The sequence below is a fragment of the Bradyrhizobium sp. WSM2793 genome (assembly GCF_000379585.1).
In the GTDB taxonomy this organism is placed as follows: domain Bacteria; phylum Pseudomonadota; class Alphaproteobacteria; order Rhizobiales; family Xanthobacteraceae; genus Bradyrhizobium.
The window spans coordinates 125,448-143,239 of the sequence record NZ_KB902771.1 but is presented as its reverse complement, the minus strand read 5'-3'; the positions used below and the strand labels follow the sequence as shown (position 1 = coordinate 143,239).

At 64.6% G+C, this 17,792-nt stretch carries 17 protein-coding genes; 12 read left to right on the top strand and 5 right to left on the bottom strand.

All coding sequences use genetic code 11. The features are described from left to right. Positions 1-224 precede the first annotated feature (224 nt). From A3AS_RS0106770 to A3AS_RS0106730, 7 genes are all read left to right on the top strand, one after another. Positions 225-836: a sigma-70 family RNA polymerase sigma factor gene (locus A3AS_RS0106770; RefSeq protein WP_018316842.1), complete on the top strand. Its 612-nt coding sequence runs from the start codon at positions 225-227 to the stop codon at positions 834-836. Positions 837-1,324: 488 nt separating this feature from the next. After that, positions 1,325-2,023: a cytochrome c biogenesis CcdA family protein gene (locus A3AS_RS0106755; protein ID WP_018316841.1), complete on the top strand. Its 699-nt coding sequence runs from the start codon at positions 1,325-1,327 to the stop codon at positions 2,021-2,023. A gap of 31 nt (positions 2,024-2,054) precedes the next feature. Continuing rightward, positions 2,055-2,618, top strand: coding sequence for a thioredoxin family protein (locus A3AS_RS0106750; RefSeq protein WP_018316840.1), 564 nt, complete (start codon positions 2,055-2,057; stop codon positions 2,616-2,618). A gap of 109 nt (positions 2,619-2,727) precedes the next feature. Next, entirely contained in the window at positions 2,728-3,705 is a 978-nt protein-coding gene (locus A3AS_RS0106745; protein ID WP_018316839.1) for a hypothetical protein, read from the top strand. Between the two features lie 90 nt (positions 3,706-3,795). Beyond that, positions 3,796-4,770, top strand: a complete 975-nt coding sequence (locus tag A3AS_RS0106740) for a hypothetical protein (protein ID WP_018316838.1) — start codon at positions 3,796-3,798, stop codon at positions 4,768-4,770. A gap of 357 nt (positions 4,771-5,127) precedes the next feature. Continuing rightward, positions 5,128-5,721: a L,D-transpeptidase gene (locus A3AS_RS0106735; RefSeq protein ID WP_018316837.1), complete on the top strand. Its 594-nt coding sequence runs from the start codon at positions 5,128-5,130 to the stop codon at positions 5,719-5,721. An 87-nt stretch (positions 5,722-5,808) separates the two neighbouring features. Beyond that, on the top strand, positions 5,809-6,846 hold the full coding sequence (locus A3AS_RS0106730) for an amino acid ABC transporter substrate-binding protein (protein ID WP_026201740.1): 1,038 nt from the start codon (positions 5,809-5,811) through the stop codon (positions 6,844-6,846). Between the two features lie 207 nt (positions 6,847-7,053). Here A3AS_RS0106730 and A3AS_RS0106725 read toward each other — a convergent pair whose 3' ends face one another. Both A3AS_RS0106725 and A3AS_RS0106720 read right to left on the bottom strand, forming a co-directional pair. Next, positions 7,054-8,193 carry an acyl-CoA dehydrogenase family protein gene (locus tag A3AS_RS0106725; RefSeq protein ID WP_018316835.1) on the bottom strand — a complete coding sequence of 380 codons (1,140 nt, stop codon included), beginning with the start codon at positions 8,191-8,193 and terminating at the stop codon, positions 7,054-7,056. 130 nt (positions 8,194-8,323) lie between these two features. Then, a complete protein-coding gene (locus A3AS_RS0106720; RefSeq protein WP_018316834.1) occupies positions 8,324-9,538 on the bottom strand; it encodes an acyl-CoA dehydrogenase family protein in 1,215 nt (404 codons plus the stop codon). Between the two features lie 137 nt (positions 9,539-9,675). Here A3AS_RS0106720 and A3AS_RS0106715 point away from each other — a divergent pair, with 137 nt between their 5' ends. Beyond that, positions 9,676-10,221 (top strand): carboxymuconolactone decarboxylase family protein, encoded by a 546-nt coding sequence (locus A3AS_RS0106715; RefSeq protein ID WP_026201739.1) that lies wholly within the window; start codon positions 9,676-9,678, stop codon positions 10,219-10,221. Positions 10,222-10,330: 109 nt separating this feature from the next. After that, the gene (locus A3AS_RS0106710; protein WP_018316832.1) at positions 10,331-10,825 is read left to right on the top strand and encodes a VOC family protein; all 495 of its coding nucleotides are present in this window, start codon (positions 10,331-10,333) and stop codon (positions 10,823-10,825) included. A 91-nt stretch (positions 10,826-10,916) separates the two neighbouring features. Here A3AS_RS0106710 and A3AS_RS0106705 read toward each other — a convergent pair whose 3' ends face one another. Next, positions 10,917-12,152, bottom strand: a complete 1,236-nt coding sequence (locus A3AS_RS0106705; RefSeq protein ID WP_018316831.1) for an MFS transporter — start codon at positions 12,150-12,152, stop codon at positions 10,917-10,919. A 163-nt stretch (positions 12,153-12,315) separates the two neighbouring features. Further along, the gene (locus tag A3AS_RS0106700; protein WP_018316830.1) at positions 12,316-13,563 is read right to left on the bottom strand and encodes an MFS transporter; all 1,248 of its coding nucleotides are present in this window, start codon (positions 13,561-13,563) and stop codon (positions 12,316-12,318) included. 195 nt (positions 13,564-13,758) lie between these two features. Here A3AS_RS0106700 and A3AS_RS0106695 point away from each other — a divergent pair, with 195 nt between their 5' ends. Next, the gene (locus tag A3AS_RS0106695) at positions 13,759-15,825 is read left to right on the top strand and encodes a prolyl oligopeptidase family protein (protein WP_026201738.1); all 2,067 of its coding nucleotides are present in this window, start codon (positions 13,759-13,761) and stop codon (positions 15,823-15,825) included. A gap of 184 nt (positions 15,826-16,009) precedes the next feature. Here A3AS_RS0106695 and A3AS_RS0106690 read toward each other — a convergent pair whose 3' ends face one another. Further along, the gene (locus A3AS_RS0106690; RefSeq protein WP_018316828.1) at positions 16,010-16,681 is read right to left on the bottom strand and encodes a DUF938 domain-containing protein; all 672 of its coding nucleotides are present in this window, start codon (positions 16,679-16,681) and stop codon (positions 16,010-16,012) included. Between the two features lie 237 nt (positions 16,682-16,918). Here A3AS_RS0106690 and soxX point away from each other — a divergent pair, with 237 nt between their 5' ends. Then, positions 16,919-17,275 (top strand): sulfur oxidation c-type cytochrome SoxX, encoded by a 357-nt coding sequence (gene soxX / locus A3AS_RS0106685; RefSeq protein WP_018316827.1) that lies wholly within the window; start codon positions 16,919-16,921, stop codon positions 17,273-17,275. A 24-nt stretch (positions 17,276-17,299) separates the two neighbouring features. Next, positions 17,300-17,791 (top strand): thiosulfate oxidation carrier protein SoxY, encoded by a 492-nt coding sequence (soxY, locus tag A3AS_RS0106680; RefSeq protein WP_018316826.1) that lies wholly within the window; start codon positions 17,300-17,302, stop codon positions 17,789-17,791. Position 17,792 lies beyond the last annotated feature (1 nt).

Sequence of the window (17,792 nt, the reverse complement as noted above, 5' to 3'; positions counted from 1 at the left end):
GTGGCGCCTCCGTCCGGCTCAAAACCCTACCCCCGTATTTTCCGTACATTGAAATTCCACGCTTTTTCGTCCCGAATGTTTCGTCATCCCTTCTCCGACGAAACAATTTGGCGGCGCACGAAACCATTTTCCGCTTTTCGTGCAGACGTCCCGAAACGTTGGCTCATTAACACTTTGGTCCAAGGAAACGCCGCTCGGTCGCGGCGCTACGGGGAGCCAAGTCAATGCGGAACGTCATCGCCATCAACGCCCAGGCCAGCCAGAGCATCATCGCCGCTCAGGCGACTTCGGACGACATGCTTCTCGAAAGCATTGCCGACGGCAACCGGACGTCGATGCACATCCTTTATTGCCGGCACAGCGTGCGGGTGTACCGCTTCATCCTGCGCATCGTGCGCGACGCCACCGCGGCCGAAGACCTCGTCAGCCAGGTGTTCCTGGACGTGTGGCGGACCGCCGGCCAATTCCAGGGCCGCTCGCAGGTTTCGACCTGGCTGCTCTCGATCGCCCGCTTCAAGGCGCTGACCGCGATGCGCCAGCGCCGCTTCGAGGACATCGACCAGGAAGACGTGCGCCAGATCCCCGACGATTCCGACACGCCGGAGACCTCGCTCGACCGCAGCGACACCAGCGCCATCCTGCGCGCCTGCGTGCAGAAGCTGTCGCCCGCGCATCGCGAGATCATCACCCTCGTCTACTACCACGAGAAGTCGGTGGAGGAGGTCGGGCAGATCATCGGCATCCCCCAGAGCACCGTGAAGACGCGGATGTTCTACGCCCGCAAGCAGCTGGCCGAATTGCTTAAGGGCTGCGGCGTCGAGCGCTTCGCCGCCTAAGCTAAATGAATTCAAAGGGATAGGGCCGCCGATCTGGCCCTCTCCCGGGACACGGAAGTGTTACCGCCGACGAAACAATTGAAACAAAGCACAACATCAGGCGGAAAAACTTCGCTCCTATAAACCTCACATACGGTTTTGCTTAAACCTCCCAAGACTTCCAGCGACCCGGACGGGATGCCCCCCTCCGGGTCGTTTTGTGTTTGGGCTTGAAGTGGCAGCCGCGGGCTCCCGCCTCTCCCGCCTGCGGGAGAGGCCGACGCGCCCCGGGCGATGCGAAGCATCGTCCCGCGCGCGGCGGGTGAGGGTTCTTTCCTCTGGGGGGATGTCCCGTCGCAGAGAGACCCCCACCCCAGCCCTCCCCCGCAAGCGGGAGAGGGAGCGCACCGGCCGTGCGATTGGCAGCTCCCGTCACGAAGCCGTGACGCTCCGTAACGACCGCTCCATGCCGCCCGAACCATCCTCGTGACCTCCTTCACGAGTGCCCCATGCTCGAACTTGTCTTCGCCGTCCTTGCCGGCATCCTCACCATCGCCGCGCCCTGCACGCTGCCGATGCTGCCGATCCTGCTTGGCGCCTCGATCGGGCGCGCGGGACATCTGCGCCCTGCGATGATCGCGCTCGGCTTCGTGCTTTCCTTCTCGGCGACCGCGCTGCTGCTGGGTGCGATCACCCGTCTGTTCGATTTCGATCCGAACGTGCTGCGCGAAGCCGCCGCGATCCTGCTGCTCGGCTTTGGCCTGCTGATGCTGTGGCCGGCGCCGTTCGAATGGCTGTCGAGCCGGCTCAATGGCTGGCTCGATCTCGGCAACACCGGCGCCACCCAGCGCGAGGGTGCGCTCGGCGGGCTCGTGCTCGGCACCACGCTGGGCCTGGTCTGGACGCCGTGCGCCGGCCCGGTGCTCGGCTCGATCCTGACGCTGGTTGCGACCTCCAAGAACCTCAGCTGGGCCGGCACACTGCTGATCGCCTATGCGATCGGCGCCGCGATCCCGATGCTTGGGATCGCCTATGGCGGGCAGGCCGCGACCACGCGGGTGCGCAGCCTGGCGCGGATCTCGCCGCGGCTGCAGCAGGGCTTTGGCCTCGTCGTGATCGGCTTCGCGGTCGCCGCCTATTTCCAATACGACACGCTGATCGTGGCGTGGCTCACCGGCTTCTATCCCACCGGCCAGATCGGCCTGTGATCATCCCTCATCTTCACCGGAGGACGCTTCCATGACTTTCAAGCTGCTTGCCGTCTCGGCCGCCCTGATCGGCTTCACCGTTACCGGCGCTGTCATCCCCGGCATCTGCGAGGAGGCCGCGCGCGCCGCGCCAATCGTCATCGCCGCCGCAGGCCAGCAGACCGCGCCCGACTTCGCCGGCATCAACAATTGGTTTAACTCGAAACCACTGAGCATGGCCGAACTGCGCGGCAAGGTCGTGCTGGTCGATTTCTGGACCTATGGCTGCGTCAACTGCGTCAACACGCTGCCGCACGTCACTGATCTCTACGCCAAGTACAAGGACAAAGGCCTGGTCGTGGTCGGCGTGCACACGCCGGAATTCCCGTTCGAGCGCTCCGCCTCCAACGTGCAGGCCGCGCTCAAGCGCCACGGCATCACCTATCCGGTGGCGCAGGATAACGATTCGAAGACCTGGAACGCCTACCGCAACCAATATTGGCCGGCGCAGTACATCATCGACCAGAGCGGCAAGATCGTGTTCCAGCACGCCGGCGAGGGCAGCTACGACGTGATCGACCGCACCGTGGCGCGGCTGCTGGACGCCAATGGCTGAGTGCGGCGGCCAATCCTGAGGTTGCCGCAGGGATCAGACACTCTTCTTGCTTGACTCCCCCGAGCCGTTCGCGGAGCTTCCGCCGCGACGGGGGAGTTTGACGCACGCAATGACCGACGTAACGACCGGAAGCGAAGTTCGTCTCCGCAAGAATGCATCTTCCGAAGGTCGCCTTGTTGGGGCTGGCTTTGCAACCGTCGTGTTGTTTATTTCTGTTTGCAACCTCGCGACCTGGAACGGATACGCAGAAATCGTTGCAGCGTTGGTCGGCCTGGTGATCGGCGTTGCAATGCTCTACGAAGCAGCCTTCGGCGCCGATGAGCTTTGGACCATCGCCCTAGACATGATCGTCGTCGAAAAGACGCGACCATTCGGCCAGCCTAACACCCGATTCATCCGGAGAGAGGAGATATCTGGAATTCGGATCAATCGCGACAAGGCCGACCCAACGTGCTTCCGCCTCGCTTTGCAGCTGACGTCAGGTGAGCGCCTGATCTCGCCGCAGCTTCCGGAGGTCACGCACGTCCGTGAGACCACAGCGCGGATCGCCGAACAGCTAAGCTTCGTCGATATCGACCCTCCGGTGAACCCGCTTGACGCCACCAATTTGGAGATGCGGATCGGCGAACCTGTCCGAAAGGCCGCCGGCACGGAGCGGCGAATCGTCGCCCTGATCATCGCGGGCCTCTGCGCCATTCGCTATGCGTACAGATTCTGGAACGGCGCGCCTCTCACGACTGCCGAAATCATATTCGGGGTGGCCGTCGCCGTCATTGCCCTCCTCTCTTTTCGATATGCGCACACGTCCGCCGGCGCATTCTGGATTGTCCACCACGGCGAACTGCGCGTCGAACGGCTGACACGTGACGGCAAGCCAATTGTTGATACGATCACAGGCAGCGACGTTGCTACGATTGGGCTGGCGCCCGACAGCAGGGCCGAGGGGGAGCTCTACGTCGTCAGGATCGACCTTTTGAGTGGGCAGAAGTTCCTCAGCCAGAGCATCGGAACGAAGGAAGAGACGCAGGCGGTGAGCGACGAGATTGCCCGACGGCTGGGGATCGCTCCTGAAGGGGTGTGCCGCTGAGTCACATGACCGGCGCGAGTCTCGCCCTTGTTGCTTGACTCCACGGACCCGTCCGTGGAGTTTCCAACGCGACGGAATCAGCCGCCCGCGATGGACGATACAACGACCGCTCCCGACATCCGCCTTCGTGAAGGCTCCTCGATCGCGCAGCGGCTGGTGATGTCCGCTTTTGCGGCGGCTGTTGCGCTGTGCTTCACGCCCGGACTGTTCACGCATGACACGCTGGAGATCATCATCTCGGTGGTGGCGCTGCTGGTGGGTGCGGGGTTCGTCGTCGGCATCATGATGGCGCCGGCGGTGGTGTGGATCATCACGCCTGGCGAGATCCTGATTGGGCGGCAAAGCCCGTTCGGAAAGCTGCGTACGCGCATCGTCGCAAAAGACGTCATCACGAGGCTGCAGGTTCCCGGCAGCAAGCGGGTGAAGGCCCGCTTTCAGCTCGTCTTCACGCTGGCCTCGGGAGAGCGCCTGACGTCCCCGCCGATCTCCGACGTCACCCATGTTCGCGATACCGTGGCCCGGATCGCGACGCAGTTCGAGGTTCCCAATGTCGAGGAGCCCGTCAACCCGCTCGATGCCAGCAATCCCGAGATGCAGCTCGGCGAGCCGCTCGAGGCATTTTCCGCGCGGGACATCCGCATCGTGTCCCTGATCGCCGTCGCATTGTCCGCCCTGCCCTATGCCTACAAGCTGTGGCGCGGGTGGCCGCCCACCCATGTCGATATCCTGCTGCTTCCGCTTGGCGTGATCGCGGCGTTCGCCGTGCATCGCTATGCCAACCTCGTCACCGGCGCGTTCTGGATCATCCGCGAGCACGACATCCGCGTCGAACGCCTGTGGGGTGACGGCACGCCGCGCGCCGATCATATCGAGGGGCACGACGTGAAGACGATCACCGTCGAGCGCCGCGGCCGGTCCGAGGACGAGCACTGCATCGTCACGATCCGGTTGCACTCGGGGCGAAGGTTTCGCAGCCCCCGCATCGGCTCGCGGGTAGAGGCGCGCGCGGTGGGGACGGAGATTGTAAGGCGGCTCGGGATCGCGGCGGAGAGCAACAAGATCTGACATCGATGCCTGTTGGCTCAGGTGATCTAGCTGCGGGCTCGCTGCAACCTCTCCCGCTTGCGGGGGAGGTCGGCGCGTAGCGCCGGGTGGGGGCTCTCTCCTCTGGGGAGTCTCCCTAGAGGAGACACCCTCTCCCCAACCCTCCCCCGCAAGCGGGGGAGGGAGCGCACCCCGCCCAGCCGCAACATCCTAGGCTTTTCGCGCCATCCCCTGTTTGTGGCATTGCCGGGCGGGCGTCAAAAAGCCAAAGCATTCTCGTGACATATCAGGGTGGCGCGCCATCAACTTGCCATGAACATGCCCCTCAGGTTTGATGGTTCCGAATGATTTGCGCCGTGGCAGTGGGGAGAGCTTGAAATGACGGATTTTCGTCGCCTGACCGGGATGTTCGTGGCCGCGATCGGCCTGATCCTGTCCGCACCGCAGGCCATCGCGCAGCAGCCCGACCGCGGCGACGAGCCGGGCCTGGTCGCCGACGACGGCTACCAGCTCGAGCCGGAATGGCAGAAGCAGGTCGTCTACTTCCGCACCACCGAGGCACCGGGCACCATCATCGTCTCGACCGCCGAACGGCACCTCTATCTGGTGCAGCCGGGCGGGCGTGCGATCCGCTACGGCATCGGCGTCGGCCGCGACGGCTTCCAGTGGCAAGGCCTCGTGACCATCACCAACAAGAAGGAATGGCCGGACTGGACGCCGCCGCCGGAAATGATCCAGCGCCAGCCCTATCTGCCGCGCTTCATGGCCGGCGGCCCCGGCAATCCGCTCGGGGCCCGCGCCATGTATCTCGGCACCACCGTCTACCGCATCCACGGCACCAACCGCCCCGACACGATCGGCACCAAGGTGTCCTCGGGCTGCTTCCGTCTCGTCAACAACGACGTCGCCGATCTCTATGAGCGCGTCCCCGTCGGCACCAAAGTGGTGATCCGGCAGAAGCCCGAGCTCTGAGGTTTTTGATCCGGGCATGGTCCTCCGGACCATGCTCGTCGCCTTCCCTCCTGATTCCTTTTCCCGATTTTTCGAGAGAGCAACATGATGCGCACTTTTCGAGGCGGCCTGCTGATCGGGCTCGCGGTCGCCGTGCTGGTCGCCGTTCTGGCCATCATCTACGAGTTCTACGATACCCGTACGCTGAAGCGCACCGTTCGCCGCGGCGAGGTGCTGTGCGGCGTCAACAAGGGCCTGCCGGGCTTCTCGTACTCCGAGGACAACAAGAACTGGACCGGCTTCGACGTGGATTTCTGCCGCGCCGTGGCCGCGGCGATCTTCAACGACCCCGGCAAGGCGAAGTTCATCCCGCTCGATGCCGGCGAGCGCTTCAAGGAATTGCAGAGCCGGAAGGTGGACATCCTCTCGCGCAACTCGACCTGGAGCATGGCGCGCGAGCTCGACTACGACCTCTATTTCCCCGCGGTCGCCTATTACGACGGTGCGGGCTTCATGCTGCCGCGTTCGCGCAACAAGGAGACCTCGCTGGACCTGACCGGCAGCAAGGTCTGCGTCCAGGCCGGCACCACGACGGCACTCAACGTCACCGATTACTTCCGTGCCAACAACATGAAGTATGACGAGGTGAAGTTCGACAAGCTCGACGACGTCGTGAAGGCCTACGACACCGGCAAGTGCGACACGCTCTCCGCCGACGTTTCCCAGCTTTACGCGCTGAGGATCAACCTGGCGAAGCCCGGCGACCACATGATCCTGCCGGACATGATCTCCAAGGAGCCGCTCGCCCCCGTGGTGCGCCAGCGCGACGACGACTGGATGATGATCGTGAAGTGGACGCTCTATGCGATGATCAACGCCGAAGAGCTGGGCGTCACCTCTGAGAACATCGACGAGGCCCTGAAGTCGAAGAAGCCGGAAGTGATGCGCCTCGTCGGCACCGAAGGCAATTACGGCGAGCAGCTCGGCCTCACCAAGGACTGGGCCGTCCGCATCATCCGCCACGTCGGCAATTACGGCGAGATGTACGAGCGCAACATCGGCGAGAAGTCGAAGCTGAAGATCCCGCGCGGCATGAACCAGCTGTGGAACGCCGGTGGCGTGCAGTACGCGCCGCCGATGAGGTAAGGAAGAGGCGGCTCTCTCCGCTGTCGTCCCGGCGAACGCCGGGACCCGTACCGCGCTGATCTATCGATAAGCACAGGTGACAGTACCGCGGGAAGACTCTTTAAACTCCGAGCCTTCGTCAAAGTACTTCCTGGGGTTATGGGTCCCGGCGTTCGCCGGGACGACACCGAGGGGTGAGGCGCGCGCTCGCGTCTCACGTCTATCGCCTCAATACCCCCGCGCCCGCGCCAGCTGCTCGGTGTGGTAATTGGCGTCGCCGAACAATTCCTCGCACACCCGCGCGCGCTTCATGAAGAAGCCGATGTCGAACTGGTCGGTCATGCCCATGCCGCCATGCATCTGCACGCCTTCCTGCACTGCGCGGGTGGCGGTGGTGCCGGCGCGCGCCTTTGCCACGGCGACGGCTGAGGCCGCCTTCGCGACATCGCCGTCCAGCGCCTGCAGTGCCTTCATGGTGGCGGCGCGGGTGATCTCGATGTCGACATAGAGCTCGGCGGCGCGATGCTGCAGCGCCTGGAATTCGCCGATCAGCTTGCCGAACTGCTTTCTGTTCTTGAGGTACTCGACGGTGCGGTTGAAGACCTCGTCGCTCAAGCCCACCATTTCGGACGCGACCGCGCCACGGCCGATGTCGAGCACGCCGTCGAGCAGCGCGGCGCCCTGGTCGACCTCGCCGAGCACGCTGTCGGCGGTGACCTCGACATTCGCGAGCTCGATCCGCGCCGCGTTGTGCGAATCGACCATGATGGTGCGCTCGATCACAACGCCCTTGGCTTTGGGGTTGACCAGGAACAGCGTCAAGCCCTCGCGCTCGCCGGCGGAGCCGGCAGTGCGCGCGGCGACGATGAGCAAATCAGCAACATGGCCATCGACGACCAGCGCCTTGGCGCCGGAGAGCTTGAAGCCGTTGCCGGCGCGCACGGCCTGCAGACTGGTCTGCAGCGGACGATGCTTGGGGCCTTCGTCGATCGCCAGTGTCGCAAGCAGCGAGCCGCTCGCGATCTTCGGCAGATATTCCGACTTCTGCGCAGCATTGCCGCCGCGGTTCAGCGCCGAGGCCGCGACCACTGAGGTGGCGAGAAACGGCGACGGCATCAAGGTGCGGCCGATCTCCTCCATCACGACACCGGCCTCGACATAGCCGAGGCCGCTGCCGCCGAATTCTTCCGGCACCAAAAGGCCGGCAAAGCCCATCTCGGCGAAGGAATGCCAAAACTCCTTGGAGAAGCCGGTGGGGTCTTTGCTGTCGCGCAAATGGCGCAGGTGCGACACCGGCGCCTTGTCGCTGATCAGCCCGCGCGCGCTATCGCGGAGCATTGATTGTTCTTCGGTGAGGACGAGGGCCATGGTGTTGAGTCTCTAGTGTCGCATCGAATGCATGTTTGTTGCTGTCATTCCAGGGCGATGCGAAGCATCGAACCCGGAATCTCGAGGTTCCGGGTCCGGTCCTGCGGACCGTCCCGGAACGACGGTGAAGTCAAGCCCCCGGCAAATCCAGGATGCGCTTGGCGACGATGCCGAGCATCACCTCGGTGGTGCCGCCCTCGATCGAATTGGCCTTGGTGCGCAGCCAGGCGCGCGGGCGGGCGCCCTGCTTGGAGCGCTCGCTCTCCCATTCCAGTGCATCGACGCCGCCGGCCGACATCAGGATCTCGTAGCGGCGCTTGTTGAGCTCGGTGCCGTAATATTTCATCGCGGAGGAGAACGCCGGATGCGCCTGTCCCGCCTTGGCGAGATCGACCGCGTGCTCGGCGCAGGCCGCAAGCGCGGCTTCATCGACGTCGAAGCTGGCGATCTTGCCGCGCAGCATGGAATCATCGAGCCGCCCCTGCGCATCAGTGCCGACGGAATCGGCCGCGATCTGGCCGAGCGGACGGCCGACGCCACGCTCGCCCATGCCGGAGATCATAGCGCGCTCGTGCTGCAGCAGGTATTTCGCGACGTCCCAGCCGCGGTTGACGGTGCCGACCACATGCGATTTCGGCACGCGGACGCCATCGAAGAAGGTCTCGCAGAACGGCGAATAGCCGGAGATCAAGAGGATCGGCTTGGTCGTCACGCCCTTCGAGGTCATGTCGAACAGGATGAAGCTGATGCCGTCATGTTTCTTGGCGGCGGGATCGGTGCGGACCAGGCAGAAGATCCAGTCGGCGTAGTTGGCGTAGGAGGTCCAGATCTTCGATCCCGTGATGACGAAATCGTCGCCATCGCTTTCGGCGCGGGTCTGCAGCGAAGCCAGGTCAGAGCCGGCGTTCGGCTCGGAATAACCCTGGCACCAGCGGATCTCGCCGGCGGCGATCTTGGGCAGATGCTCCTTCTTCTGGGCCTCATTGCCGTATTTGAGCAGCGCCGGCCCGAGCATCCAGATGCCGAAGCTCGACAGCGGCGGGCGCGCGCCGATTCGCGCCATCTCGGCGCGCAGCACCTTGTGCTCGGCCGCGCTCAGACCTCCGCCACCGTACTCCTTCGGCCAGTCCGGTACGGTCCAGCCCTTGTCGCGCATGCGCTCGAACCAGATGCGCTGCGGCTCGGACGAGAACTTTGCGTTGCGCCCGCCCCAGAACACGTCGGCATCCGACGTCGCGGGCTTGCGCATCTCCGGCGGACAATTGGCTTCCAGCCAGGCGCGCGTCTCGTTGCGGAATGATTCGAGATCGGCGGTCTCAGATTCGCTGGTTTTGGAGTCAGTCATTGGTCGTTTCCATCAATCAATCGACTTGTTGGGCGCGACTCTGGGCCAAGCTCCCGCGGAATTCAACCACTTCCGCGAGCCCGCATTCCGCTATAGTCGCGACCAAGACGGTGCTTGAAAACAAAGAGGAAACGACGATGCGCCTGAAACTTCTTTCGCCTGGCGAAATGAACGAGAGCCAGCGGCAGACCTATGACGAGTCGATTGCCGGCAAGCGCGGCAAGCCGCCGGCGCCGATGATGGCCTGGCTGAACAGCCCCGACATGGCCCGTCACGCCACGCGGCTCGGCGAGGTGCTGCGTTACGACACGATATTCCCCGCAAAGCTCTCGGAGATCGCGATCCTGGTGACGGCGCGGCACTGGACCGCGCATTACGAATGGTACGCGCATAAGCGGCTGGCACTGGCGGGCGGCATGAAGCCTGAGATCATCGACGCGATCCGCGACCGTCGCACGCCCGAGTTCGACGATCCCAAGGGCAAGATGATCTACGACGTGGCGAAATCGTTGCACGAGGGACACGGCGTCGAGAAGGGCCTCTATGATGAGGCGGTGAAGCTTCTCGGTGAGCGCGGCGTGGTCGAGGTGATCGGACTGTGCGGCTATTACACGCTGGTGTCGATGACGCTGAACACGTTCGAGTTCGACCTACCCGAAGGCGAGGTGCCGGAACTGGCTTAGTTTCCGATCCTGATGCGCAATTGCGCATCAGGAAACGCTGGGTTTCGGGAACGGCCGTAGCACAGCCCCGGAGCCCGCCCTATGTGCATGCTTTCAACGGAGCATTCCCATGTCGCAAAGCCCAGCCGTCGCCGCCGGCACCAGGATCGGCCACGTTCACCTCAAGGTCGCCGATCTCGATCGCGCGCTCGGCTTCTATTGCGGCGTGCTCGGCTTCGAGCTGATGCAGCGGATGGGCTCGGGCGCCGCCTTCATCGCGGCCGGCGGCTATCATCACCACATCGGGCTCAACACCTGGGAAAGCAAGGGCGGCTCGCCGCCGCCGCCGGGCACGACCGGGCTCTATCACACCGCGATCCTCTATCCGACGCGCGCCGCGCTCGCTGATGCGCTGCACCGCGTGCGCTCGGCCGGCATTGCGCTGGATGGCGCCAGCGACCACGGCGTCAGCGAGGCGCTGTATTTGCGCGATCCCGACGAGAATGGCGTCGAGCTGTACTGGGACAAGCCGAGGGAGCAATGGCCGTTCGGGCCGGATGGCAAGCTCGCGATGTTTACGAAACGGCTGGATGTGGAGGGGTTGTTGAGCGATCGGCAAGGATAGTCTCGTAGGGTGGGCAAAGCGAAGCGTGCCCACGAAACCCTGCTGACTCATCGAAGAATCGTGGGCACGGCGCTTTGCGCCTTTGCCCACCCTACGCGAGCTTCGTCCGCGGCGTCCCGCGCACCATGATCAACGCGGCGGCCGCCACTTCCAGCGCGATGCAGAGATAGAACGGCAACGCGTAGCCACCGGACCAATCGCGCAAGGCCCCGACGACACCGGGGCCGAAAGCATACGTCACCTGGTTGATCGCGGTGTTGAGGCTGATCAGAACGCCGAACGAGGCCGAATCGAACTCCCGCTGCACGATCAGCGACGGCAGCGTGATGAGGTTGCCGACGGAGAAGCCGAAGACCGCGCAGGCCGCGATCAGCACGTAATCGTTGTGCAGGTTGATGACGACCAGAAGCGCCGCGGCCTGGCTGAGGAACGACAGCGCGGAGGCCAGCCGCTGGTTGAGACGATCGATCACCAGCGAGAACAGCACGCGGCCGACCACCGCCATCGCAGTCAGCACCGCGACGGCGACCGCGGCGCGTTCGCGGCCGATCACGGGATCGAGGAACGAGATCAGATGCACGATGAAGCCGACCTGCGCGAACAGCACCAGCGCAAACGCGATCGTCACCGTGAGGAAGCCGACGTCGCGCAGCGCCCGTGCGCGAATCTGCGTCGATGATTGCGGCTTCGCTTTCGCCGCCGCGTGCCAGCCATGGTGATCGGGCGGCCGGCCGACGAGAACAAGGATCACCGGCAGCAGCAGCACCAGCATGGCGCCGGCGGCAGCGTACATCGCGCTGGCGAAGCCGACATGACCGATCAGGGTCACCAGCAGCGGCACGCCGACGATGCCGCCGAAGCTGGCGCCGTTCAGCGCCAGGCTGATCGCCATGCCGCGCTTGTGGTCGAACCACAGGCTGATCGTGTTGGTGATCATGGCGAGACTGGTGCCGGCCCAGCCGAAGGCGAGCACGGCGTTGGCGAGATAAAGCTGCCAGGGCTCGCGCACCGCGCCGATCGCGACGCTAGCTGCCGCCATCGCCAGCGTGCCGGCGATCAGGCAGAGGCGCGGGCCGTGTCTCCTCACGGCTTCGCCGACGAACACGACGAGCAGCGCGCCGAACAGATAGAAGAACGTGGTGCCTGACGAGATCAGCGTGGTCGGCCAGCCCCGCGCGCGCTGCAGCTCGGCGACATAGACGCTCTGGCCGTTGAAGCCGAGCCCCCAGCCGAAGGTCGCGAGCAGGAAGCAGACCGCGACGATGCGCCAGCCTTCGTAGCGAAGGGAGGATTCGTCGAGCGCTGGGGTCTGAGGATTGTCGAGCATCGCCGCTTACTCCGTCATGCCCGGGCATCACGTTGTTCGATCCGAGCACCCAAGACGTGGATGGCCGGGACAAGCCCGGCCATGACGACATCTAAATGGCCCTTACCTTAAAATCACTTCGACCTGGATCGAAGTATCAAGGTTGCTGACAGCCTCCTGCCAGTCAGATCGCATCCGGGAACTCGCCCATCGCCGCCTCCAGCCGCGCCTTGCGGCGGCGGGCCCAGGAGACCAGCGAGAGTACGGCAAGGCCCAGCACCACCGGCGGGAACACCACCAGGTTCACCGCCGACCAGCCGTAGCTGGCGAGCAATTGCCCGGAGGAGAACGAGCCGATCGCCATCATGCCGAACACCAGGAAATCGTTGAAGGCCTGCACCTTGTTGCGCTCCTGCGGGCGGTGCGTCTCCAGCACCAGGGCGGAGGCGCCGATGAAGGAGAAATTCCAGCCGACGCCGAGCACGATCAGCGTGGCCCAGAAATGCATCGCGGTGAGACCGGAGAGGCCGATGCCGGCAGCGCCGGCCTCCAGCAGCAGGCCGGCGGCCACGACTTTCGGTGCGCCGAAGCGGGCGATCAGCGTGCCCGTGAAGAAGCTCGGCCCGTACATCGCGACGATGTGCCATTGAATGCCGAAATTGGAATCGGACACGGACAGGCCGCACATCTTCATGGCGAGCGGCGCCGAAGTCATGACGAGGTTCATCATGGGATAGGAGATGATGCCGCACAGCGCCGCGGCGATGAAGCGCGGCTGGCTCACGATGGCGCGCAGCGGCCGGCCACCATGCAGATCGGCCGGTGCGGGCTTGGGCATATCGACGCCGGCGACGATGCCCATCGCGATCAGCGCCACGGCGGCCTGCACCAGGAAGCTGAAGGCGAACAGATAAGGCTGCCAGACGTCCATGGTCCATTGCACGAGCTGCGGACCGAGCACACCGGCGAACACGCCGCCCGCCATCACCCAGGACACAGCTTTCGGCCGGTAGGCCGCGCTGGCGCCGTCGGCGGCCGCGAAGCGATAGGATTGCGCCACGGAGCCGTAGAGGCCGCCGAGGAAGGTCGCGATGCAGAACAGCGCGAACGAGCCGTGCAGGATCGCGAACGAGCCGAGCACGCCGGTGAGCGTGCCGAGAGCGGTGCCGATGACGAAGGCCGCGCGGCGGCCGAAGCGGTGCGAGATCGCGCCGGTCGGCAGCGTTCCGGCGGCGAGTCCGACCACATACATCGAGATCGGCACCGTCGCGAACGACATGTCGGGCGCGAGCGTGGAGCCGACGATCGCGCCGGTAGCGAAGATCACCGCCGAATTGGCACCGGTCAGCGCCTGGGCTGCAGCCAGGCGCACCACATTGGCGCGCACGCGGGCGTCGTCGGCGATTGCATGGGCAGAAGTCACGTCAAGCATCGGTTTTTTCTGCCCGAACGGGCTCAAGGGCTGGTTGATTCCCGGCACTATGGAGGGACGCGACTGGCCGGACAACCGGCGCAAACGGGCGCTGGCCATGCCTCTGACGCAATCGGTGCGATCATAGCCGGCCGCGCACTTGACGGCTTGCGCTCGATCAAATCCTATCCGCCGCTATTTTTCGGAGTTTCGTTCATGACCGTCGACGACAGGCCCACGCTCAGCGCTCCCGACGACGATCCCTGGCTCTGGCTGGAGGAGATCGAGGGCACGCAAGCGCTCGATTTCGTCGAGCGGCAGAACCAGCTGACGCTCGCGGCGTTCGGCGGCAAAGCCTTCGGACATGACCGCGACATCCTCGCAGCGATCTACGATCGTCCCGACAACATTCCCTATGTCAGCCGACGCGGCAGCGACCTGCACAATCTCTGGAAGGACGCTGCCAACCCGCGCGGCCTGTGGCGGCGGACCACGCTGACGGAATTTCGCAAAGCTACTCCTGCGTGGGAGACCATGCTGGATATCGACCAGCTCGCAGCGCGCGAAGGCGAGGATTGGCTGCTGAGCGGGATCGCCACGACGCCGGGAAGCTCGCGCGCCATTTTGAGCCTGTCGCGCGGTGGCAGCGACGCCGTGACCTTGCGCGAATTCGACCTCGTTGCGAAGGGCTTCGTGGCGGACGGCTTTACACTGCCGGAAGCCAAGGGCGGCGCGGACTGGCTCGATGCCGATACGCTGCTGCTGTCGAGCGCCCATGGCGAGGGTATGGTGACGGACTCCGGATACTCGCGGACAGTTCGCCTGTGGCGGCGCGGCCAGCCGGTCGATCAGGCTGAGATGATCGCCGAGACCACCGCCGATCACATGATGATCTATGGCGGCGCCGACGACACCGGACCTGAGCCGCGGGTCTGGATCGTCGAGCAGATCGACTTCTTCAATCACGCGGTCTGGCTGCGCGATGCGGCAGGTCGCATGACGAAGCTCGATCTGCCAACCGGGATCTGGTTGCAGGCCCATGGCGACTGGTTCGCGATGAAACTGCGCAAGGACTGGACGGCCGGCGGGCGGACCTACGCCACCGACACCGTGCTCGGCATCTCACTGTCGGCATTCCTGAACGGCAGCCGCGATTTTGCGGTGCTGTTCGAGCCGGCGCCGCGGCGCGCTTTGCAAGGCCTGTTCTGGGCGGCGGGCAAGCTCGTGCTGTCGATCCTCGACGAGCTGCGCCCACGCTTTGAGATCTGCACGCCATCCGCCACCGGCTGGAGCCGCGAGACGCTTCCCGGCCTGCCTGAGATCGGCGTCGTCGACGTCTGGCCGCTCGATCGTCATCCCAGCGAGAGCAACGGCGATCTGCTCGCCAATGTGCAGGATCCACTCACCCCGCCGTCACTGCTGTTGATAGAGCGCGGCGTCGCCAGCCCGATCGTCCTGAAGCAGGCGCCGAAGACGTTCACCGCCGACGGGCTCGTGGTGACGCAGCACGAGGCGGTCTCTGTTGACGGCGAGCGCATTCCCTATGTCCAGACCGGGCCGGCAGGCGAGACCGGCGACGCGCCGGTCTATATGAGCGCCTATGGCGGCTTCGCCCATTCGGTGAAGCGGTACTACAATTCCTCGCTCGGCAAGCTGTGGCTGGAGCGCGGCGGCACCATCGTGCAGGCGAATTTGCGCGGCGGCGGCGAGTTCGGCACGCGCTGGCACGACGCCGGCCGCCTCGCCGGCAAGAAACTCTCGCACGACGATTTCGCCGCGGTCGCGGCCGATCTCGTCCGTCGCGGCGTGACGCATCCGAAGCGCATTGCGGCACAGGGCGGCTCGAACGGCGGCATCCTCATCACCAACATGCTGGTGCGCTATCCCGAGCGCTTCGGCGCGCTGTTCTGCACCATCCCGCTGATCGACATGCGCCGCTACACAAAACTGCTCGCGGGCGCGAGCTGGATCGCGGAATACGGCGATCCCGACAAGCCCGAGGAATGGCAGTGGCTGAAGACCTACTCGGCCTATCACAACGTGAAAGCCGGCCAGACCTATCCGCCGATCCTGATCGCCACCACAAGGCGCGATGACCGCGTTCATCCCGGCCACGCGCGCAAGATGGCGGCCAAGCTGCAGGCCATGGGCTATGAGGCCTGGTTCTACGAGCCGGAAGCCGGCGGCCACGGCTACGGCAAGGACAACAGGGAACGCGCCGGCTTCGAGGTGCTCGGCTTCCGGTTCTTGAAGGAGAAGATCGGGTGGAGGGAAGAAGGGTGATGGGACTCGTTTGGTCGGTGCAGACCAAGGCCGGCTCTTACCTCTCCCGCTTGCGGGAGAGGTCGACGCGCTCGAAGAGCGTGGCGGGTGAGGGTTTTCTCCTCTGGGGGATGTCCCGTTGCGGAGACACCCTCTCCCCAACCCTCCCCCGCAGGCGGGGGAGGGAGCACACCTTCCGAGTCGCTTACCGCTCGAACACCAGCGTCAGATTGTTCGCGGGCATGTCGATCGTATCGACGAGGCGAAGGCCCGCGCCGCGCGCGAGGAGCTCGACATCGCTGATGTCGCGCACGCCCCATTCGGGATTGCCTTCACGCAAGGAGGTGTCGAACACCGCATTGCTGAGCGCGGTGTGCTTGCCGTCGCGCTTGAACGGGCCATAGAGGAACAGCTTGCCGTCGGGGCGTAAGTAGCGGCCGGCGCCGGCGAACAGGCCCTCGGCCACGGCCCAGGGCGCGATGTGAATGACATTGGCGCAGAACACCGCCGCAAGGCTCGTCGGCGCCTGTCCGCTTTTCATCTCCTCGCACCAGTCGGAATCGGTGAGATCGATCCGCAGGGGGCTGCGGATGTTCGCGAGGCCCGTATGGACACGCCAGGCCTCGATGCTCTTGAGGTGGCGCTGGTTGAGGTCGCTCGGCCACCAGATCAGGCCGGGCGTGTGGCGGGCGAAATAGACCACGTGCTGGCCGGTTCCGCTGCCGAGCTCGACCACGTTGCCGGTCAGCCCGGTGAGGTGCTTTTCCAGCGCCGCCCAGATCGGCACATGGTTGCGATGGAACGCCGGTGCATCGAGCCGTCCATCCGGCTCGACCCGTCCGCCATCCCTGCCAAATTCGACGACATATTCAGCCAAGTCAGTCCCCAATGAATGCGAAACAGAAAAGACGGCCCGTAAGGGCCAAACGCCCTAGAATAATTTGCTAGTGTCAACCTGTTAGGATGAACAAACCATCTCATCGGTTGCAATGCGCGGGATATTAACTCCATTTTGCCGCGTGCATAGTCTTGATTGTCAGGCGATGCCCTTTGTGCTTTGGAACGCTTATATTTCCGCAAACGAGATCATCGACATAACGCCTGGGACGATGCCTTGACCGCCTTTCCTTGCAAGCTTGCCGTCCTGGTGGCGCTGGTGCTCTCCGCCGGCGCGGCTGTGGCTCCAGCGCGGGCACAATCCGCTGTCGCCGACGGCCAGAAGCTCGCTTTCGATCGCGGCAAGGGCAATTGCCTGACCTGCCACGTCATCAAAGGCGGCGACCTGCCGGGAACAATCGGGCCGGAACTGAAGGACCTCAAGGCCAAATACCCTGATCGCAACGAGCTCACCGCGATCATCTTCGACGAGACCAAGCGCAATCCGCAGACCATGATGCCGCCGTTCGGCCGGAACCGGATTTTGACCGAACAGGAGATCAACGCGATCGTTGATTTCCTGCAGACGCTGTAACGGCCGGCTGCCAGGAGATTTGAGATGACCACGACCACCGGCCCGCTTGCGACAAGGCGCCTGATCCTTCAGGGCGCTGCCTCTGTCGCCCTGCTCGGCCTTGGCAATCTGCCGTTCGCGGCCACGCCCGCGCGCGCCGCGGCCAACGACAAATATCCGGAAGAGGCCTTCAAGCAGAAGAACGAGGCTGAGGCGATCAAGGCGCTCTATGGCAAGACCGCCGAGCCCTCCGACAAGGTCAAGCTGGATGCGCCCGAGATCGCCGAGAACGGCGGCGTCGTGCCGGTCTCGGTGACGACGACGCTCGACAAGGTGAGCTCGATCTCGTTCCTCGTGACCGAGAACCCGTACGCGCTCGCAGCGTCCTACAAGGTTGCCGACGGCACCATTCCGGGCGTCGCCAACCGGCTGAAAATGGCCAAGACCACCAAACTGGTCGCCATCGTCGAGGCTGACGGCAAGCTCTACAGCGCGACCAAGGAAGTGAAGGTCACCGTCGGCGGCTGCGGCGGCTAGG